This window comes from Parapedobacter tibetensis, from assembly GCF_024704835.1.
Lineage (GTDB): Bacteria > Bacteroidota > Bacteroidia > Sphingobacteriales > Sphingobacteriaceae > Parapedobacter > Parapedobacter tibetensis.
This window is the reverse complement of record NZ_JAMXBE010000011.1, coordinates 1-21,914: the sequence shown is the minus strand read 5'-3', so window position 1 is coordinate 21,914 and position 21,914 is coordinate 1. Positions and strand designations below refer to the sequence as shown.

The 21,914-nt window shown below is 44.2% G+C and carries 17 protein-coding genes; 13 read left to right on the top strand and 4 right to left on the bottom strand.

Annotated elements, in window-relative coordinates; all coding sequences use genetic code 11:
• Positions 1–116 precede the first annotated feature (116 nt).
• Both NF543_RS16785 and NF543_RS16780 read right to left on the bottom strand, forming a co-directional pair.
• On the bottom strand, positions 117–2,318 hold the full coding sequence (locus NF543_RS16785; protein WP_257669337.1) for a bifunctional alpha,alpha-trehalose-phosphate synthase (UDP-forming)/trehalose-phosphatase: 2,202 nt from the start codon (positions 2,316–2,318) through the stop codon (positions 117–119).
• A 24-nt stretch (positions 2,319–2,342) separates the two neighbouring features.
• Complete coding sequence (locus tag NF543_RS16780) at positions 2,343–3,260, bottom strand: diacylglycerol/lipid kinase family protein (protein WP_257669336.1); 918 nt, start codon at positions 3,258–3,260, stop codon at positions 2,343–2,345.
• Positions 3,261–3,358: 98 nt separating this feature from the next.
• Here NF543_RS16780 and surE point away from each other — a divergent pair, with 98 nt between their 5' ends.
• From surE to NF543_RS16735, 9 genes are all read left to right on the top strand, one after another.
• Positions 3,359–4,096 carry a 5'/3'-nucleotidase SurE gene (gene surE, locus NF543_RS16775; RefSeq protein WP_257669335.1) on the top strand — a complete coding sequence of 246 codons (738 nt, stop codon included), beginning with the start codon at positions 3,359–3,361 and terminating at the stop codon, positions 4,094–4,096.
• 241 nt (positions 4,097–4,337) lie between these two features.
• Positions 4,338–4,694 carry a PadR family transcriptional regulator gene (locus NF543_RS16770; RefSeq protein ID WP_257669334.1) on the top strand — a complete coding sequence of 119 codons (357 nt, stop codon included), beginning with the start codon at positions 4,338–4,340 and terminating at the stop codon, positions 4,692–4,694.
• A gap of 19 nt (positions 4,695–4,713) precedes the next feature.
• Positions 4,714–6,345, top strand: a complete 1,632-nt coding sequence (locus tag NF543_RS16765) for a PspC domain-containing protein (RefSeq protein ID WP_257669333.1) — start codon at positions 4,714–4,716, stop codon at positions 6,343–6,345.
• 256 nt (positions 6,346–6,601) lie between these two features.
• Positions 6,602–9,037, top strand: a complete 2,436-nt coding sequence (locus NF543_RS16760) for a TonB-dependent receptor (RefSeq protein ID WP_257669332.1) — start codon at positions 6,602–6,604, stop codon at positions 9,035–9,037.
• Between the two features lie 83 nt (positions 9,038–9,120).
• The gene (locus NF543_RS16755; RefSeq protein ID WP_257669331.1) at positions 9,121–12,045 is read left to right on the top strand and encodes a triple tyrosine motif-containing protein; all 2,925 of its coding nucleotides are present in this window, start codon (positions 9,121–9,123) and stop codon (positions 12,043–12,045) included.
• A 105-nt stretch (positions 12,046–12,150) separates the two neighbouring features.
• Positions 12,151–13,398, top strand: a complete 1,248-nt coding sequence (locus NF543_RS16750) for a hypothetical protein (protein ID WP_257669330.1) — start codon at positions 12,151–12,153, stop codon at positions 13,396–13,398.
• Positions 13,399–13,527: 129 nt separating this feature from the next.
• A complete protein-coding gene (locus NF543_RS16745) occupies positions 13,528–13,902 on the top strand; it encodes a DoxX family protein (protein WP_257669329.1) in 375 nt (124 codons plus the stop codon).
• Between the two features lie 148 nt (positions 13,903–14,050).
• Positions 14,051–16,684 carry a family 78 glycoside hydrolase catalytic domain gene (locus NF543_RS16740; RefSeq protein WP_257669328.1) on the top strand — a complete coding sequence of 878 codons (2,634 nt, stop codon included), beginning with the start codon at positions 14,051–14,053 and terminating at the stop codon, positions 16,682–16,684.
• 154 nt (positions 16,685–16,838) lie between these two features.
• Positions 16,839–17,783: an alpha/beta fold hydrolase gene (locus NF543_RS16735; RefSeq protein WP_257669327.1), complete on the top strand. Its 945-nt coding sequence runs from the start codon at positions 16,839–16,841 to the stop codon at positions 17,781–17,783.
• On the opposite strand, the gene NF543_RS25570 is transcribed toward NF543_RS16735, so the two are convergent.
• The gene (locus tag NF543_RS25570) at positions 17,770–17,874 is read right to left on the bottom strand and encodes a JAB domain-containing protein (RefSeq protein WP_373275017.1); all 105 of its coding nucleotides are present in this window, start codon (positions 17,872–17,874) and stop codon (positions 17,770–17,772) included. The two genes, NF543_RS16735 and NF543_RS25570, sit on opposite strands and share 14 nt — an antisense overlap.
• Positions 17,875–18,335: 461 nt before the next feature.
• Positions 18,336–18,752, bottom strand: a complete 417-nt coding sequence (locus NF543_RS16730; RefSeq protein ID WP_257669326.1) for an aldo/keto reductase — start codon at positions 18,750–18,752, stop codon at positions 18,336–18,338.
• 387 nt (positions 18,753–19,139) lie between these two features.
• On the opposite strand from NF543_RS16730, the gene NF543_RS16725 reads away from it, so the two are divergent.
• The 4 genes from NF543_RS16725 (at position 19,140) to NF543_RS16710 (ending at position 21,640) form a co-directional block, all read left to right on the top strand.
• A complete protein-coding gene (locus NF543_RS16725) occupies positions 19,140–19,625 on the top strand; it encodes a GNAT family N-acetyltransferase (protein ID WP_257669325.1) in 486 nt (161 codons plus the stop codon).
• A gap of 335 nt (positions 19,626–19,960) precedes the next feature.
• On the top strand, positions 19,961–20,347 hold the full coding sequence (gene gloA2, locus NF543_RS16720; RefSeq protein ID WP_257669324.1) for an SMU1112c/YaeR family gloxylase I-like metalloprotein: 387 nt from the start codon (positions 19,961–19,963) through the stop codon (positions 20,345–20,347).
• 403 nt (positions 20,348–20,750) lie between these two features.
• A complete protein-coding gene (locus NF543_RS16715) occupies positions 20,751–21,089 on the top strand; it encodes a type II toxin-antitoxin system HigB family toxin (protein WP_257669323.1) in 339 nt (112 codons plus the stop codon).
• Positions 21,090–21,100: 11 nt separating this feature from the next.
• Positions 21,101–21,640 carry a hypothetical protein gene (locus NF543_RS16710; RefSeq protein ID WP_257669322.1) on the top strand — a complete coding sequence of 180 codons (540 nt, stop codon included), beginning with the start codon at positions 21,101–21,103 and terminating at the stop codon, positions 21,638–21,640.
• Positions 21,641–21,914 lie beyond the last annotated feature (274 nt).

Genomic DNA, 21,914 nt, shown 5'->3' with positions numbered 1-21,914 from the left:
TATAGGAAAGGTTCTAGTAACATTTCATGATAAACGCAACAGGCATGGAACCCATTGCAGTAACAGCCCAAGAAGGTGCGAAGACAGACACAGAAACATAAATCCATTAGGTGACTTCATGATTGTTCGGTGTTTGCTTTTGAAATATTTGCCAATTTACGAAGCAACGCCCTTGTTTCGGTTTGCCGCTTCATATAAAAGCGAGCAGCGGAAATGGCATCGCCCACTTTTATACTGAACGCCTCCGGGGGCAAGGCCATAAACGTGTCTTCATCCGTACTATCATCGCCAATGGCTAGGATAAAACCATACGTATTTCCATGCAAGATATCTAGTGTAGCTCTTCCTTTGTTTACTTCAGCCAGCCTGATTTCCAAAACCTTGTCGCCATCCAAGAGCTGCAAACCACCAGTTGATGAGAAATCGCGCAGGCTTTTCTTCAATTCGCTTGCGCGTAATACACCTAAGCCTTCCTGTACTTTGCGGTAATGCCACGCCAATGAAAAACTCTTCTCTTCAACAAAAGCGCCCGGGGTGCGGTCAGCATACGATTCCATGAGCGGAGCCACCTCAGTTTTCCATGCGTTGGATAGCCCCCTCCGCAATTGCCAGTCTGATTCAGATTCTCTTATCCAAACACCATGTTCGGCCACTAGGGTATATTTTTTCCCGGCAAACCACCGGGCTAGGGTTTCATGTTTTCGGCCGCTGATAATCACCAAATGATTGTATATGTCCGCATCCAATGCATCGAGTATGGTATAGAGTTCTTCATCTGGCGAAGCCTTATCTATATCGTTTTGGAAGCCTACTAATGTGCCATCATAATCCAACAACAGTAAACGACTCGTAGCACGTTGGTATTGCGATAGCATAGTTTGCTCAACATGGTCACCGACTAATCGGGCTCTGGTAGAAGTTTGCATTGTTCTGATTTCTTGTAATCTGTTCAAAAATAGTTTTGCCCAATGGTGTATGTTAAATTTGAATACCACTGATCGCATTGCTTCCATCCGCTTTTTCATTTCCGGTTCAGGCATTTGCAAAGCCTTAATGATGGCATCGCGGATATCATGTATATTGTTGGGGTTTATAATCAGCGCATCAATAAGTTCGTTGGAAGCCCCCGCCATTTCGCTCAAGATAAGTACCCCAGAACAGTCATTTTTGCATGCCACGTATTCCTTGCTTACCAGGTTCATTCCATCACGTAGCGGGGTAATGAGGCAAATGTCCGCAGTATGATAGAGCGTAACGATTTCTTTCACCGGATAGCTATGGTAGAAATAAGCGATGGGATACCAGTCATACGACCCATATTGGGCATTGATTTGGCCTACCAATCGGTCTATTTGATCTTTTAACTTCTGGTATTCAGGGACGGTATCGCGTGATGGCACCACAATCATGTATAAAGTCAATTTTTTATGGAAGTCGGGATTTTCGGCAAGAAGCAAATCGAAGGCCTCAAGTCGTTGCAATATGCCTTTACTATAATCCAACCGATCGATAGAAAGTATGATTTTCTGGCCTTTGTAGTTTTCCTTCAATTGGGAGACACCTTGCAGTACATCGTTGTCAGCAGACAGTTTAGAAAACCGTTCACTATCAATACCCATAGGATATGGCTCCACAAAAACGGCCCGCCCGTCTACTTCCAATCGATTGGAGTGGCTGCGTATACCTGCTATACGAGTGGCAGAGCTAACAAAGTGGCGAACATCGTCAAACGTATGGAAGCCAAGTAAATCAGCACCCAACATGCCTTCGAGTAGTTCCCTACGCCAAGGGATGAGCCGGAAAAGCTCTTGGGAAGGAAATGGAATGTGCTGGAAATAGGCAATGGTTGCTTCGGGAAGTGAGGTCCGAAGCAAACCAGGGAGCAGCAGCAGTTGATAGTCATGTATCCAAATGGTATCATTGGGTTGCACATATTGCAAGATGATATCCCTAAATTTCTCGTTGACACGTTTATATATTTCCCAATTATTGAAGTCATAATTGGCATACATGGAGATATAATGGAATATTGGCCAAAGGATCTCATTAGAGAATCCTTCATAAAAGCCATTTATCTCTTCTTCATTCAAATAACATGGGACTAAGCGGAGTTTGTTAAGTTTCGCTGTAAACGGGTCAAGGTCACCCAATGCTTCCTGTGATAACCCCGGCCAGCCGATCCACAGATTCTCGCCTTCTTCATGGATGGAAGCCAATCCGGTAGCCAGTCCGCCTTCACTGGGTTGTATGACGAAGTTGTCCCCATCCTGCATGATTTTAACGGGTAATCGATTGGATACAATGATAATTTTACTCAAAATATAAAATACGTTTAGTTAAACTTATAAAACCACATCCAGTACACCAGTTCTCACCTCTACCTTTATGCGTTTTTTCTTATTAAGATACATTAATTCATCATCTGCATGGAGTAAGCGATTTTCCGAGACGACGGTTACCTCGTCAGTTACTTCTATAAGCTCCCAAGGGACTACTGGCGTAATTTTTTTTGAAGATACATTTTTTTTGTTTTGCAAGTATACTAGAAATGCTTGCCTCATTTCTTCTTTTAACAAAGCTACATGGAATTTCCCGTCTGAAGGATCTGCATCAGGTGCAAGCTCCAGGTTAGGGCCGATGGATTTAATATTTAGGATTTCGATCAAAAGGAAGTTGCCCTCATAAGTCCTTCCATCCACAATTAGCTTGGCATGCTCTGCCTTATGGTGTTGGGTTATCTGCATTAATTTTGCAAAAGCCATATCCAATTCTTGGCCATTAACCTTGGCTGCCGATAGATTACTTTCTCTCATCGCTTTGATAAGCGCTGGTAAAAGTCCAAATCCTAAGCCTTCTAAAAAAAAAGAAAGTTCCGGTATATTACTAATAAAGCCGACATCAATTTTTTTTACTTGCCCATGATGGATACGGAGTGGCAGATCCAGCAATTTGGGAGAAAGTTGTAGCGTCTTGGCAAAGTTATTTGCTGTACCCCTAGGCAACAGCACTATTGGTAGTCGTTTATCCAGCAATCGCCTATCCAGAATTTCTTTGATCACCTGCCTGATGGTGCCATCACCACCAACAACGACCAAGACGGCCGTATTTTTTTTAAAACGTAGCCAACCTTTCTCTTTTACTGAGGCATATTTGCAGGGAAATCCTGCAGATTCAATAAGATTGACAAGATCTTTTTTGGTATTATTTTGGTCTCCTGCATTTGGATTGTGTAACACATATACGTGTGCACCTGGCTTCATCTGTAAGCTTCTTCGTTTAAGGATAAAAACAATAACCGCTATCACTTGTTTGAAATTTAAAAAAACAACCATAACGTAATACGTGTAAAAGATAGATTATGAGGATTTTAGTAACCAACGATGATGGCATATACAGCCCAGGAATACACGCATTAGCAAAGATTGCAATAGGTTTTGGAGAAGTGGTCGTTGTGGCACCAGATGTAGAGCAGTCATCCATGGGACACGCTGTTACCCATTCACGCCCATTGACCTATAAAAAAGCCCCCATTGCATTTGATGGTATGGAAGCTTATCGAGTCAATGGCACTCCGGCAGATTGTGTTGCATTGGGGATGCATCTTCGCGGCGGTATACAAGTTGTCTTATCCGGCATCAATATGGGGCCTAATCTCGGAAATTCCATGTGGCATTCGGGCACGTTGGCCGCTGCTAAGCAAGCTGTATTATTGGGAAAAAAAGGAATTGCATTGAGCACTCCGGTAGGTGAATCGGAGCCAGATTTTGAATTATTGACACCTTATGTTGAAAAAACATTGACACTGTTGCTTGAAAATCCCGATGAAACCGCATTATACAATGTAAACTTCCCTCGGTATCCATCGGGCATCAGGTGGACAAGGCAATCGGTTCGGTTTTACGATGGCAAAATCGTGCCCGGTACGGATCCCATGGGGCGAAAACATTATTGGTTTACGGTAATGCCCTTAGAGCCAGCTGAGGAAAACACCGACCGTTGGGCGATGGAAAACAATTTGGTTTCGATTACTCCCTTACGGCTCGATCTCACCGATGAAAACCAACTAAGCAGCCTTATGGGCCATACGGTTACATAAGTTGATAGCAGACTTACTTCAATTGCGATCTACAAGAGCACCTTGGTTGGCCAATTCGAAGTCGTTGCTTATTTATCATATGAATCTTGCTTTACCAGTCCCCCAGATTTGATTACAAGTAATACCTACGACCAAACACAACAAATGATTTTAAAATTTTTCTAACTCATAATCAACAAATTATGATCTTATATACTACTATGTATTGCATAGTATAAAGTAAAACATATATCTTTGTATTATGATAGTAGATAACACGCAAACCCAAATGAGGAAGGGGATACTCGAATACTGTATTCTTTCCATTATCTCGCGAGGCGAGATATATGCCTCAGACATCATCGGCGAGCTTAAGAAAGCGCGACTGTTGGTGGTAGAGGGTACCTTATATCCTCTGCTTACCCGGCTTAAAAATAATGGACTCCTCAGTTATGTGTGGAAAGAATCCACATCGGGGCCTCCCCGCAAGTACTACCAAATAACCCCGGCAGGGTTGGAGGTGCTCATTAGGCTGGATACCACATGGGAAGAATTGGTCTTTGCCGTACAAACTTCGATGGAAGGCCGTGATAAACAAACAACAGAATCATCAAATTAAAACATAAAACCACAAGAAAATGAACAGGACCATCATCATTAATATAAACGGCATCGTATTCCATATTGAGGAGGATGCCTATGAAGTGCTCCGATCCTATATGATCGATGTGAAGAAGCACTTTGGACACACGGCAGACAGCCATGAGATCGTAGGCGATATCGAAAACCGGATTGCAGAAATGTTCAACGAGCGTATCGTACAGGGCAAGAAAGAGGTGATTGCGATGCAGGATGTAAGCGAAGTGATTGCGCAGATGGGTCGTGTGAGCGACTTTGAGACGGGTGAGCCAGAAGAAGATTCCACCGAGGCTGCTTATGATATGCCCCCAATGAGCGGACAACGCAAGCTAATGCGCGACCCCGATGACAAGGTATTCGGTGGGGTATGTAGCGGTTTGGGGCACTATTTTGACATCGAGGCCAGATGGATACGTCTCATCCTTGTGCTGCTCTTCATCTTTGGTGGCACAGGCTTTCTGCTGTACATCATCCTTTGGATTGTGATGCCCGTAGCCAAGACCCGCGCAGACCGCATGGCTATGCGGGGCGAGGCGCCCAACCTACAGAATTTCAAGCGCAGCTTTCAGGAGGAGATGGAGGGCCTCCGTACAAATTTTACCGGCGCCGAGGAAGGTCTTAAGAGCGGGCTGAACTCGGCTGGGAATTTTTTCGTTAGGGCATTTGTCGTATTGGCGAAAGTGCTAGGCGTGCTGGTGATTATGGGGATGTGCGGCGGATTGATCACATTGCTTATTGCCATTGTTGCCAGTTTCGGCTTTCTAGGCAGTGAAAATGGGATGGCCATGTTTCCGCTCAATGTCATTGAGCCCGACTTCCGCACACCCATGCTGGTCAGTGCCTTGTTTGTAGCTATTATCCCGTTCCTCGCATTGGTCGCGTTAATTATCCGCATCTTATTCAATAAAAGTGTTATCGGGCAATACACGGGCTTTACCATGTTGGTGGCTTGGTTAATTGCCGTGGGTTTCACCACGGTATATGGCACCCGTACATTGAATGATTTCCGGGAGGAGAGCACAGTAGTTGAAGAACGCCCCTTGGAAAAACAAGAGGTATACCATTTGTCAAAAAACGACTTGACGGTCATCCGGCTGCAAACCGATAGTGCAGATCGCATATCTCGAATTCGGCAACGTGCAATTATCCGCAACCACAATGTGTTGGAGGGGCACAGTAGGATGCATATGCGCATTGTCAAAGTAGACGCCACGCAAGAACCATCCATCACCTATGAATATTCCGCGCATGGCGCCACCTACGAACGCGCTGCTGAACGCGCCGGACGGATTGATTATCAATTCCAACAACTTGGAGGGAAATTGATATTCGATAGCCATTTCAATATCGATGGCAACGACCTGATGCGCCACCAACAGTTATATCTCAAATTGAATATGCCTGTGGGGGCAACCCTCATCATCGATAGGGATTTGCAGCGTCATATTTGGGATTTGCCATTCAACCAGTGTGAAGACAATTATAACTATCCGGATGGTGACAGGCCCGACAAAACCGAGTGGACCATGACCGAATCAGGATTAAAATGTGCTGTTATCCCGCCACCCATTGAAGAAGAAACGATCGATGAAGAAAGAACGATCAATATTGATACCGTGCAAAAAAATTAGTGGATTGATGCAACTTTTTGACAGGTAGATGCGTCATATAGCAAACACAAAATAATAGCACGAAGACAAAGCAGAAACTGAGCAAACATCATATTGCCGTATATTCTTAAAAGAGCCAAGCTTAAATATAAAAGGCAGATTTGCAAGTAATTAAAAAACCCCAGGTTTTTTAATTGGGGAAGATTTCATGTCTTACGAATAAACAAACATGAAATCTGTGTGGTACAAGCCCACAAAAGGCAATGTAACGAAACGAATGAAGACTATTTTCTACATCATTATAACAGTTATTGTCACCACTTCGCTGATGGCAGCGGCCTATGCCCAGCAGGCTTCCATTGCAGGTCGAGTCATCGACGAGCAAAAAGCACCTCTCGATTTGGCGACGATAAATTTATTGAATGCGAAAGATTCATCCGTAGTGAAGACTATCTTTCCAGATGAAGAGGGGAACTTCCAGTTCCAGGGCATTCCGCAAGGCAAATACTTAGTTTCAGCAATACTTGTCGGTTATGACGATGCAATCAGCGAGATCGTGGAGATAACTACTGAAAGCACCACGAAAAAACTCAAACCTCTGCTACTCAATGCTGTGAATACGGTATTGGCAGAAGTGGCGGTTGATGCTCCCCAACGTCCGCTTATAGAACGCAAGCCAGACATGTTGGTGGTCAATGTAGAAAATTCTACGTTAGCCGCGGGCAATACCGCCATGGATATCCTTGAGCGTTCACCCGGTGTCACGGTGGATAAGGATGACAATATCAGCCTGATGGGAAAACAAGGTGTCACGGTGATGATAGATGGCAAGCAAACTTACCTATCCGCTGAGCAGCTGGCCAACCTCCTCCGAAGCACGGATGGCAATTCCATCAAGTCCATCGAACTGATTACTACGCCTTCATCCAAATACGATGCTTCCGGAACAGCCGGTATGATCAATATTGTGCTCAAGAAAAACCGGCTGGCAGGGACTAACGGCACGTTGACCATGGGAACTGGATATGGCTTTGGCCATAAGGCCAATACCTCCCTCAATCTTAACCATAAGGCGGGTCGGCTGAATGCATTTGGTACGTATAGCTACATGAATAACAGAGGGGGCAATGAGTTTGATATTTTCCGTTCGTTAATGAAGGAAAACGTCAATACGGATTTCCAGCAATACACGGATTTTAACCGTCAAAATCGTAGCCATAACTATCGAGCTGGACTGGACTACAATACGTCGAATAGAAACGTACTTGGCATCTTGCTGAGCGGATATGCAAGCGGTAATGACAATAATAATTCGAGCAACACCTTGATAGGTAGAACCGTCGCTTCTCCAGATTCCACCTTGGCTACGACATCGATTTTTGATGGAAGCTATAGGAGTTTTGCAGTAAACGTCAACAATCAGTTTACCATCGATACCACTGGCAGAAAACTGGTGGCTGATGTGGACATATCACGTTTTTCTAACCAGAACAAAGCCAACTACAACAATACGCTATACCTACCATCGGGTGATATGAAAGACACTCCGCTACTGTCACGGAGCGACATGCCCACCATCATCAATATCCGTGTGGCCAAGGTTGATTATACGCATCCGTTTGGCAAAGACAATAAAATAGAGGCGGGCATAAAATACAGCAATGTGGCGTCAGACAATGATATGCGGTTTGAAAATCAGGTAGATGGGGCCTGGCAAAACGATGTGGGTCGTACCAACCACTTTCTATATGAGGAGCAGGTAGCTGCCGCTTATGCCAATTACAGCACTAAGCTGGGCAAGTGGGGTTTCCAAGCAGGGCTGCGTAGTGAATACACGATATCTGATGGCAATTCCATAACCCTGCAAAACCGTATACAACGCGACTATATCGATTTCTTTCCCAGTCTGTTTGTTAATTACAGCATATCAGATAACCATCAAACAGGCATATCTTACAGCAAGCGGATCAATAGGCCCAACTATGGAAATCTCAATCCCTTCGAATATTTTCTTGACCAATATACATCTGAGCAGGGCAATCCGTACCTCAAGCCAGAGTATACCCACGCCTTCGATTTTACCTATACCTTGATGCAGCGGTATCATTTGAGCGCTGGCTATAGTCGTACCAATGATGTTATTGCCGAATCAATGAACCAAAATCTGGAAACAAAAAGGACATGGGTTAGTCGGGATAACCTTGCAAAACAAGAGATATGGCATAGTAATTTAAATATACCTGTGAAAATAACCAAGTTTTGGAATACCAGCACCAACATCAATGCCTTTTATATGAGCTTTGAGGGCCCATTAAATGGGCAATACCTGAAGCAAGGAAAATTTGCATGGCAATTGCGCAGTAACCAAACATTTACTATCTTGCCAACCTTTACGGCCGAAACTTCAAGCAACTATCGATCATCATTGATTTATAGCATTTATCATATAGGAGCACAATGGTCTATAGACGCAGGGCTAAGTAAGTCCTTTTACAATAAGAAGGCCAATTTGAAGCTATCCGTGAGCGATATTTTCGATACCCGTATTCAAGATGTGCGTACAAATTATGCAAGCATGAATACGATAATTAATCAGAAAAACGAGACAAGGGTTGTGCGGCTTACCCTTACCTACAACTTTGGGAACATAAAAAACGGCGCCCGCCGTAGCGACACCCAAAGTGAGGAAAAAAGCCGTGTAAATATGCCTTAGTGTGTTTGGGCATATAAATTTGTGGTTCGCCGCCGCCGATGTGAATCAGCGGCGGCATTTTTTTATAAAATCACAAATAAGGAATGAAATCCTTAAGTTTGCATGCATTCGTGATGCTGATCGATATGTGTAAACCATCAATTGCAACGATATTCATAATTATTTATTTAGCCCTCATCCAAGCGTATGGGCAGGAAATCCAGCGGATAGGCTCTCCCTTGGTGCAGCAGTACACGAAATCAGATTACAAGGCCGGGAACCAAAACTGGGCAGTGGCCACCGGGGCCAATGGCATCATGTATGTAGCCAATGCCGACGGCCTATTAGTTTTTGATGGACAATATTGGGCACTGCATTACCTCCCGAATAAAAGCACGGTGAGGAGCGTAGCTGTGGACAGTGCGGGTAGGGTGTATACAGGAGGATTGGCTGAATTTGGGTATTGGGAAGATTCCGGATACGGGCAAATGCGTTATCATTCGGTGAGCCGGTTATTGGGCAGTGAAGAGCAGATCAAGGATGAGGTATGGAAAATCATCATCGATGGCGACCGCGTCATCTTCCAATCGTTTTCTACCCTATACCTCTATGAAAACAACTCGCTGCGTATCATCAAAGGCGGCGGTCAACCTTTCCTATTCGTGCATCAAGTATACGGACGGATATTTATCGAGCTGATTCCTTCCGGTCTCCATGAATTGAAGGAGGATAAGCTGGAACCCGTGGCTGATAAAGACCTATTGGCTGGAGCAAACATCCTGACCATGTTGCCCTTCGCAGACGGGCAGATTCTTATTGGCACATCCAAGGAAGGCTTGTTCCTGATGGACAGTATTGCCACCATCCGCAAATGGCAAAACGCAGCTGACGACTTACTGAAGGCCGCCCAACTCAATAACGGTCTTAAGGTGCTTGATCACTATTATGCTTTCGGTACCATACTCCAAGGTTTGGTCATTATGGATCAAGTAGGCCATATTGTGCAGCACCTTCATAAAGGAAACGGCTTGCAAAACAATACGGTACTGGGCATCAATATGGATCTTCAACAAAACATCTGGATGGGGCTCGATAATGGCATTGACCGGATTGAGATCAATGCCCCACTTTATTATTATGCGGATAATAGTGGAAGCATCGGTACAGTCTATGCCGCCCGTATATTTGGAGGCAACATCTATTTGGGCACCAATCAAGGGTTGTTTTATAGCCCCTGGTCATCTGGCGATGCCTATCGTCCATTCAACTTTGCCTTGGTAGCCGGATCACAGGGACAAGTGTGGGACCTCACGGTCGCGGATGGGGAGCTCCTCTGTGGACATAACGATGGGACCTATAAGGTATTGGGTAATAAGCTGGTGAAATTGTCATCCGTAACGGGTGGATGGACATTCAGGCAGTTGGCTAACCAACCAAACACCTTATTACAAGGCAACTATACAGGGTTGGCCGTTTTCCATAATGCAGGGCAAGGTTGGCGGTTTTCACACCGTATTGCTAGGTATAATGACCCTACACAGTTCATTGAACCCATCTCAGATACCAAAGTGTGGGCCAGCGGCTATAAAGGACTTCGATTACTCACGCTCGATAAGCAGTTTAAGGAAGTTCAGCAGGTACATACCTATGACTCAACCCAAGGCCTGCCCCGGAGCATGTTTGTAAATGTGTTCAATTTAGCGGGAAGTCCAGTGTTTGCTACGGATAGCGGTTTTTACCGATTCGATGATATCACAGATCGATTCTATCGATATGACCAATTGAATAAGCAATTGGGGTCTTTTGCATTCTCCAACAAAATTATACACGCCGATACCAATCGCTATTGGTTCATCAATCGGGCACGGGTTTCATTGGTTCATTTTAGGCAGAAAGGAGAGATACAGGTAGATTCTACCCAATTTGCCACCCTTAATGGTCGAATGATGAAATTTCATGAAAGCATTAATCGGGTCAATGACAATATGTACCTGATGAGCCTCGATGACGGATTTGCCATTTACCAAGCACCGGATTCCAGCGTTAGACCTTCCCGATTGCCTATCCCGCTTATTCGCACGGTGCAGAATATTACGGATAGTCTTTTAGGCGGATGGTACATCATTGACGCATCTCCGGAGATTCCATATCGACACAATAATCTCCGCATTAGCTATGCAATGCCATGGTATAGTGCCACCCCCTTGCGATACCAATTTTATTTAGAAGGGTATTCGCGCACTTGGTCTGAATGGAGCGAGGCCGCACAAAAGGAATTTACCAATTTAAGGCACGGGGATTATACCTTTAAGGTACGGGCTATGACCGCAGATGGTACGCGCTCAGCTATTGCCGATTTCAAATTTACAGTCTTGCCACCATGGTACCTATCTTGGGGAGCACTCACCATATATATCATGCTGTTTTTACTTCTATGCATCGGGGGGCGCAATTGGTATCGGTATAAAATACAGAAGCATCGTAGGCTTGTGCAAGAAAAGATGACGCGGCAGCAACAGGAGCTATTAAAGAAGGAGGCCGAAGAAAACGAGCAGCGGCTCATCAAACTTAAGAATGAGCAGCTGGAGCAGGAGTTGGCCAGTAAGAATAGGGAGCTCGCCAATTCAGCGATGAATATTGTATACAAAAACGAGCTGCTCAATAATGTGCATGATGAAATGCTGGGGCTTAAGGATGCCGATGGCCGGAAACTATCTGGTGAGCAGCTCCGAAAAATCAATAAAATCATCGAGGATGCGCGCAGCGACGAACGCGACTGGAACCTCTTTGAAGACAGCTTCAATGAGGCACATGAAAACTTCTTTAAGAAACTAAAAACGGATTACCCAGACTTGGTGCCCAATGACCTCAAATTATGCGCTTACCTCCGCATGAACATGAGTAGCAAGGAAATTGCCTCCCTACTCAACATCACCACCCGAGGTGTAGAAATCAGGCGTTACCGACTACGCAAAAAACTCAACCTGCCGACCGAAAAAAACCTAACGGAATTTTTGATGGAGGTGTGATTGCCGGTATAGCCAAGTGCTGATATTGACCGGTGTTTTTAACTGAAAATTAATGTTGTCCCATGGCGAATTGTTCCTATATTTGGTTAACCAAAAAATATAACCATGAGACCTCTGCACTACCTTGCGGCATGCCTTTGGATCTTCCTGTTGTGTGCCTGCTCCACCGACGAGCACTTAGAAGAAATGATCGGCGAGACAAATGCCTTGGACCAAAGTTCCCTACTTGCTGCCGTTCCTGCACCGGATGTTTCCGTTGCCTACACCGATGAAAGCAATTTTGTCTCCAGCCTATCTTCTTATGGCTTCCAGACGCCGACACAGGTAAACCTGAACCGTGTGGGTACCACCAGCGGGTACAACGCGGTGTACGGATTTAACATCCCGGCCAACAGGCAGGCTGCTGGGTTCAAATGGAATAAGGGCGACCAGGATACGGAAGAATGGAGGCCGCAGGGCATCACGGGATTTCAATGGGGAGGAAAGCGGTTCCTGCTTGTCACTTGGTATGGCAGGGAGTCGTACGCTCATAAAGGCGTCCGGATATCATTGGTCGATATCACCAATATGAACAATATCACGTATCGCCATCTGCTGTTGGTACAGGATATAAACAATGGTTTTTACAATGGATCAGACGGGTACCAACAGTTGGGTGATTTTGCGCCTGTACGTGTCCATGCTGGAGGGGTGGCTTATTATAACCAGAAAATTTATGTGGCGTCTACCAGCCTTGGGATACGGGTTTTCGATTTGAATAAAATAATCCCCGCTTCCGGGGATGCCACTAAAAACCGCATTGGCAGGAATACTGATGGAACACTTCAGGCATTCGATTACCGCTATATTGTACCCCAAACAGGCTATTATAGAATTAGGAATGCCTCGCCATTCTCCTGCATCGCCGTAGGCGACGGCCCGGGTTCTGGGGATGGCCTGTGGACAGGTCAGTACATCACGACTTCGACAGGGGGAACTCCCAAGGTATTTGGCTTTCCGCTCAACGCTTCCGGTCAGATTGCCTCCAGTCCAAGCCCGGAGATGGTCGCCCCCAAAGATAACGAAACGGGCAACAACGGGCCCGTGTATAACATACAAGGGGTATACCGGAAAGCTACCACTACCTTTATGGCCGTCACAGGCAAAAGCCAGTACGAGGGTTCCACGGCGCGACTGGTGCGTTATACCGATGGTGACAATGCCGGATACCGCTGGCGATGGCCACATGGGGCCGAAGATCTGTACCTCGAAAAAAGTACCGGATATCTCTGGAACCTGACCGAATACGAAACTTCCCAATACGGCCGAGAAAACCGCTGCGTGTTTGCCGTGAGGCTTTCAGATTACGACTAGTTTGCAGAGGAACCCTGCCGGCCGGCTTCCCCGGCTGCTCGTTTCTTGTTAGCCTATTAGGTTATCTGACAAGAATACTTATTTTTGTATATCAACAATAAAAGTTTAACCAAGGAAAAATGTAAAATTATGAAACAGAAAATCTTATTGGTACTAACCATCCTCTTCGGTTTGATGATGGTCAATTCAGGATTAAACAAACTTTTTAATTACATGCCAATGCCGGAGCTCACACCCGAGCAGATGACCATCTTTGGAGCATTCGGCACCATTGAGTGGGTGCTCCCTTTGATAGCCATTGGGGAAATCCTGGGAGGCATCCTGATTGCTATCCCCAAATACAGGGCTTTGGGCGCCATTGTCATTTTTCCAATAATGGTAGGGATTATTGTCCACCACATGACACATGATCCGGCTACCCTGCTAATCCCCTTGATACTATTGGCGATAAACCTTTGGGTAATTATAGATAATCGTGCTAAATACTTGCCCATGGTAAAATAAACGCCTGGTGGATCAGACATCATTGTTTCCAAAAATACAGGATAGTGCATGATACTAATCCAAAAAATGTTACGGATACTAGTATGATCCAATTATATGTTACATGAGCAACGTTTCCATCAAGAGTTTTCTTTTAGCATTATTGATCATGCCAAGTTTTACGTGCTTGGCTCAGAAACTCCATGTGAGTGACCTTAGGGTTGAGCACCTCAATAATCCCTTAGCTATAGATGCCCCTGCACCAAGATTGAGCTGGAAGCTCCTATCACCATTAAAAAACACACAGCAGACTGCCTATGAAATCAGGGTTGGCACAGATAAAAATGGGCTGACATCGGGAAAGGCGATCGTATGGGAAGGTGCTGCCAAATCAGACAAGTCGGTACTTATTCCTTACGCAGGACCTGCATTGCAATCAAAAAAACACTATTTCTGGCAGGTTAGGGTTAAGGACAATCATGGCAATACCTCTGCATGGAGCAGTGTTCAGTTTTGGCAGACAGGTCTGAAAGCCATAGACTGGACTGCTCAGTGGATTTCAGTGAATGGCAAGGATACTTCAGTGAGAAGCCCGTTGTTCAGAAAAGAGTTTGCCTTGAAAAAGAAAATCAAATCCGCATTGGCTTACATCACAGCGAAGGGTTTATATGAAGTAAATATCAACGGACAGCGCATTAGTGATGCCTACTTTGCGCCAGGTTGGACCAGCTACAAGAATCACCTTCAATATCAGGTTTATGATGTGACGGCTGATTTGAAAAATGGCGCAAACACGATAGGCGTAACGCTGGGCAATGGCTGGTACAAGGGAAGAATAGGTTTTGCAGGTCAGCAGAATTTTTATGGCGATACCAGGGCTTTACTGATGCAATTGGAAGTCGAATATACCGATGGGACCAGGGAATCGATTGACACGGACGAAAGTTGGAAGACCTCATACGGCCCGATACTGGCGTCTGATATTTATGACGGGGAGATCTATGATGCGAGGAAGGAGAAGGCTGGTTGGTCGGCCGCAGGGTATACAGAAGACAGTTCATGGGTAAATGTCCGGATTCTTGAAAAGGGATCAGAGCAACTGGTCGGTATGAGTGGCCCCATGGTCAAAAAGCATGAGGAGTTTAAGGCCTTAAAGATATTTAAAACCCCTAAAGGAGAAACGGTGGTTGATTTTGGGCAAAACCTTGTTGGATGGGTAATGCTCAAAGCAAGGGGCCCTTCCGGTACCAAAATCACGCTAAGCCATGCAGAAGTGCTGGACAAGGAAGGAAACTTCTACACCGAAAACCTGAGATCGGCGAAAGCACAAAATACCTACATACTTAACGAAAATACCGATCAGGTATTCGAACCTCATTTTACTTTTCAGGGGTTCCGGTATGTGAAGGTGGAGGGGTATCCAGGTGAGGTCCGTGCAGAAGACCTAACCGCTGTTGCCCTCTATTCAGAGATGGCAATTACTGGTAAATTCGTTACTTCCAATCCCATGCTCAACCAGTTGCAGCACAACATTCAATGGGGGCAAAAAGGTAATTTTCTGGATGTACCTACCGATTGTCCGCAACGTGATGAACGCTTGGGCTGGACCGGCGATGCGCAGGCCTTTGCTAATACGGCGGCCTACAATATGGACGTGGCCGGTTTCTTTACCAAGTGGCTTCACGATGTAAGGGCAGACCAACAGCCTAATGGATCGATTCCGCATGTGATCCCTAATGTGCTGGGCGCGAATGATGGTGGGTCTGCCGGATGGGCCGACGCATCCACGATCATTCCCTGGGATATGTATGTGGCATATGGGGACAAGCGTTTGCTGGAAGTGCAATATGAAAGCATGAAAAATTGGGTTGGTTATATGACATCCGTGGCTAAGGATAACCTTTGGAACACCGGGTTCCATTTTGGCGACTGGTTATTCTACCGTCCGGATGACGACAATGATGGCAGAGCTGCCGTGACCGATAAATACCTAATTGCACAGGCTTTTTACGCACACTCCACGCAGTTACTGATAAATGCCGCTCAAGTATTGGGCAAAAAAGAAGATGTAGCTGAGTACACCGCATTGCTCAATCACATCAAAGAAGCCTTTGTAAAAGAATACATGACCAGTAACGGTAGACTGGTTTCGGGCACGCAAACGGCCTATGTACTGGCATTGCAGTTTGATATGCTGCCGGAAGACCTACGGGTGTCGGCGGCAGACCGCCTGGTGAGAAACATAAAAGATTATGGCAACCACCTTACTACAGGGTTTTTAGGTACGCCCTACCTATGCCATGTGTTGACACGTTTTGGCCACATCCAAGTGGCTTATGACCTGTTGATGCAGGAGAGCTATCCCTCTTGGTTGTACCCGGTTAAAATGGGTGCTACCACCATATGGGAACGCTGGGACGGTATCAAACCCAACGGAAGTTTTCAAACACCTGATATGAACTCATACAACCACTATGCCTATGGCGCCATTGGCGATTGGATGTACAGGAACATAGCGGGTATCAATGCTGATCCTGCCGCTCCGGGGTATAAAAAAATCAACCTCGTTCCGAAACCTGGTGGTGGGATCACCAGCGCTTCAGGTGAACTGAATACGCCTTATGGATGGGTTACTTCCTCCTGGAAGATTGAAGACGGCTTATTTAAGCTTGATGTGGAGGTCCCTGCGAATGCCCGAGCAACGGTAACCTTGCCCGCTGCTGAATGGAAAGATGGTAAGGAAACGACCAATAAATCGGAAATTGGTTCTGGAACCTATCATTTTGAATGCCGTATGCCATAAACGCGATTTCAGTACCCACGGAGTTTTACCAGTTCCGCGTAGGTTAAATCACCCAAACACTGGTACAAGTTTAGGGGCTTATTATTCACTGATAAATTGCTCACGAACATGGACACCCAACATATATTTGCTATAGTTTAACCAAATTCCGCTTATGCGTATCCCTTTTGCAATGATCCTGTTACTCATAGCGGCTTGCCAACCCAAAGCCAGCTATGTTCAATTATCCAATGCGGATACAACCATCCTTACCAGTGATTCCATTCAGCTGGCGGTTAAAGTAGCAGGGCAGGGCTACCCCTGTATCTTTGTTCACGGTGGCCCCGGTGGTGGTTTTCTTTCTTTCGAAAAAATTGGCGGTCAATCCCTTGAGCAATGTTTGACGATGGTGTATTACGATCAGCGTGGCTCCGGCTCCTCCCATAATGCCGCTGATTACAGCTTAAACAGAATGGTGGAGGATATTGAAGAATTGAGGGTGAGACTGAAATTGGATAAAGTATACCTGCTCAGCCATTCCTTTGGCGGAATCATTGCCGTCAATTATGCTAGGAAATATCCTGATCATGTATATGGTTTAATACTGGCCAATTCAACGCTTCACTTTTTCAACACCACCTCTATAAAGGAACAGGTGGAATATGGATACCACTTACTAAATAAAGACACTATCGTTCAGCGGACGGATAAAGATTCCTTATTGCAGGCCATGACGGCAGTAAGGAAAGAAATGAGCCAAAAACGCATCGGCTACAAATTCCTGACGGATGATATTCAAACCATCATTAAACTGGACAGCCTCGATGATAAGTACCCCCGTACCAATGACTTTGGAATGGCCATTGTTGTACCGCTGTTAGATACCACCAAGCCTGTTGTTTATCCTGAATATGCACAGGACTTTACCGGCATGACGTCTAAACTTTCGCTGCCCGTGCTGGTGATCACCGGCACAAGGGACCATGCCATCGGGATCAATCATTACCGGTTATTCAAATTTCCAGATCAGAGAGTAGTGAAGATAGACGGTGGGCATTTGTTGTATTATGAGAATAATGCAACTTTTACGAAAGCGGTCTGTGAGTTTATCCGGAAGTGATCACTTTTTCAGCGAATGAACAGTACCTTTCTTTAGTGATGATCAGGTGATCCAACAACCGTATATCTAATAACTTGCCCGCATGTTTCACTCTTTGCACAGGCCGCTGCCCGACATTGGGTCAAGTTTAGGAGTCGGGAAATGCGGCTGGCCTAACTTGGATCCACTCAATAAAAAGAAGCCTGTGGCTTCATACAGACCATCAAGCTACACGCTTGGTTTTATTGTCAGGCACAAGGTACCCCACTCACGGGCCTTTGATGCCTTACGCCAGTTTAAGGTTTTTTATATTCGGTGGTCATCTCCATAGGATAGATCCAATGTTAAGCTATTTCGCTGTGTTTTTCAAGGTATCCATGCTGAACTTTTCTGTATTATTTCTTTCCTTTCTTCGTTCAGCGTTTGTGTTTTTTGCCGTTATCGGCAGTTATTCGAATTTTTCGAATAACTGAATCTGCCTTGAGTTCACCGCTTTTAAAAATCTCTTTTAGGTGATAATTGATGGTGTTAACCTCCACGCCAAACAATTCGCCCATTGCTTCTACGGTCTCTTCAATTGGTGTCCAATCGATGCAGGTAATACAAGTCAATATAATCCGTACCAAGATTTTTTAATGAACGCTCTACGGCTTTTTTTACATAACTTTTACTGCCATTTATTGCACCTGTAGCTTGTCCATTATCGTCAATTTCAAACCCGAATTTTGTGGCTATAATGTATTTCTCCCTGTTTCCCTGAATGGCTTTTGCAATTAGCCGTTCGTTGAGAAAAGGACTATATATATCCGCCGTGTCCAAAAAATTACCGCCCAACTCTAATGAACGATGAATAGTAGCAATCGCTTCTTTCTCATCTGCTTTTCCGTATATTTCTACCCCGAACCCTGTTGTCATACCCATACAGCCCAGACCAATCGTTGGTACAGTAAGTCCCTGACTGCCCAATTTCACTTCTTTAATGTTGCTCATAGATTCATTATTTTAATTTATAACAAAGCTACGTCATGCAACCTGATTAAAAGTATCCAAATCACATCAGGTTGTATCCAAAAACCATTCCTGCAATAAAAATAAGCAATCAAAATAGTATCGGATAAACAATTGGTGCCATTAATATCACTATTGGCGCTAATGTGCTGGTCTATTGGGACTTTGCGAATTGATTGTATATCATTGTTACACCACTCACTTCCATCATAAATTGTAAATGAATTGACAAATTTTATTTATCTTAATGCCATGAAATAGATGAAGTGGATATTGCGGAGCAAGCTGACCCGCAGCGACGGCCCACTATATTGAAGATGATGAGGTTTTAGTACCTTGGGTTAATACCGAGCGACCACGCGAAACAAAATGACAAAAAACAAACTCAACATAAAACTTAGACGAACAGAAGTTGCAGACTTGGATAATTTCTTTCAGTTTCAGCTTAACAAAGAAGCGAATTATTTAGCTGCGTTTACACCAAAAGACCCGACAGACAAAACGGCATATTTGACTAAATACACAAAATTATTGAGCGACCCAACCGTAAATAATCAGACCATTATAGTTGACAATGTCATCGTAGGAAGTGTTGCGAAGTTTATAATGGAAGGTGATACGGAAATTACCTATTGGATAGACAGAAACTTTTGGGGAAAAGGAATTGCAACAAAAGCACTAAAGAACCTTCTTGAGATTGAAACGACGAGACCCGTTTTTGGGCGAGTAGCGTTTGATAATTTCGGTTCACAAAAAGTTTTGGAAAAATGTGGTTTTGTCAAAATAGGCGCTGACAAAGGTTTTGCAAATGCACGGCAAACGGAGATAGAGGAATTTATTTATAAACTGGCTTAAGGCATATCCCTAAAAAATCAGGGGTGAACTGACGTTCAAAATAATTAGCCAACCCGTTCTTCCGTTGGAGTGTTTTGCCGCAGCAGGCCTGTAGAAATCATTGTACAGAACTTGGATAAAACCAGTGCGTTAGCATGGGTTCATTACACAAAGTTAAATCTCGAATATCACCAGAACGTTAACTTAATATTCCTTCCTCACGTTTCCTTCAGTTATTCGTCCTGAAGTTGCATTTTTGGTTTTTGAAAAAACGAACCATCATGATTTTGCAAAGGCTCATAGCAGAAAAGATAAAATCACGATAGCTTCATCACCATTGAAAGTAATTTATACCGATGAAAATAAGCCAACTGCATCACATTGCCATTATCTGCACGGACTACGAAGTCTCTAAAAAATTTTATACCGAAATTTTAGGGTTTGCAGTCGTGAATGAAGTGTACCGGAAAGAGCGCCAGTCGTTCAAATTGGATTTATCCTTGAATGGACAATACCTCATCGAGTTGTTTTCATTTCCCAATCCACCGGCGCGGGCTACCAGGCCCGAAGCAACCGGGCTTCGGCATATTGCCTTTGGGGTCGATAACATTTCGGAATGGGTTGCCTTCCTCGATTCCCGTAATATAGCCGTAGAGCCCATACGGATTGATGAATATACCCAAAAGAAGTTTACGTTTTTTAACGACCCCGACCGGTTACCTATCGAATTGTATGAACTGTAGGCGGTCGGCTGTCATACAGCTTGTGGTGCTTCCTTGCTATATCGATTCCGGTGAAAATATTTTTATTGGAAGTTTTCAATAATAAGCAATTCATGAACGTATTCTGCAATACAGGGAGCCGGATGGAGATATATTGATTTCATAGCGTCCTAACTAACTTCAAAGATACAAACATGCCTAATTGTTTAAACGGGGCATATGCGACAAAATAGGGAAGTAGTACTTTGGAAGCGGCGAAATATGTGCCTTCCACAATTCCAGCTTAAAATTGGCTCGGGTTTTTTTGCGTTGTAGGAAACTTCCTGTAGACAATTTCTGGATTTGAAAAAACACAAAAAAACCTCTCGTTTTGAGAGTAAATTATTACCTTTGTAATCGAGAGCGAAATCATCGGCATAATAACATGATTAGAATCGTAAAAGTTACTTCGATAGGTAAATATATCGAAACAAATCCGAAAGTAAAGGACGCTCTCGAAGCTTGGGTATCGTTGGTCAAAACACTAACGTGGGAAAAGCCCCAAGATATTGTCGAATCGTTTGGAGCAAAGGCTGTAGATATTATCGGAGGCGAACGCGCTGTAATTGACATTAAAGGAAATCACATACGGATCATCATTAAATATCAATTTCACTCCAAATTGAAGCAATCCGTGATTTACGTTAAGTGGATCGGTACACACGCAGAATATTCAAAGCTTTGCAAACTAAACAAGCAGTATACTGTAGAAATGTTTAAATGAAAGCCATGAAAATGAAAATGTTTAGAAACGAAGAAGAGTACAATAAGGCGGTAGCCTTGTTGGAAGAGCTTGGTGATCGGGAGGGGTTTGAAGAAAACGAAAAACTCGTAAAACAGTTTGAATTGCTTTCAGATTTGATCGAGGCTTACGAAAATAAGAATGCCAACATTGATGTTGGCAACCCCATAGAAATCATCAAACTCAAAATGGAATACATGGGGTTGAAGCAAAAAGATCTGCAACCGTATATTGGAAGCAGCGGGATTGTATCCGAAGTACTGAATAAAAAGCGAGGGTTATCAAAAAGCATGATCCGCAAATTGTCCGAGTTCTTACATTTGGATCAGAATTTACTCAATACTCCATATGATCTGATTGATGTGCCAACGAAAAGTGCAAAACCAAGTAACGGTAAAGCTGAGCAAAATCATGCGATATCAGATGTTCAATTATTTGCAGAAATCAGTTCCTTACCGGCTAATCTCAGGCAAGAGGTGTCGGATTTCGTGGCTTTTTTGAAATACAGGAAAAAGCAAAAGACAGTTGTTTGAAAGCGTCAAAAGGATAAACGAATTATTTGCGTTTTTGGATCCCACTGAAAACTCACCGGCAGCTCTATTTTGATGTTCACATTTTTTACCGTCTAAAAAAACTAAGATTTTTTTTGATAAATTAATTAATTTCATCGTTAGCGTATTCAGCCGCTTACTTGAAAAGGACCTGAGCTGATTATAAATTCCTCTATTTGCTCCGGAACCTGAAGATCGACCGGTCTGGCCAGATCTGGCAGGCGTTCCCAAAGACGTACTAACAAAAAATCAAACT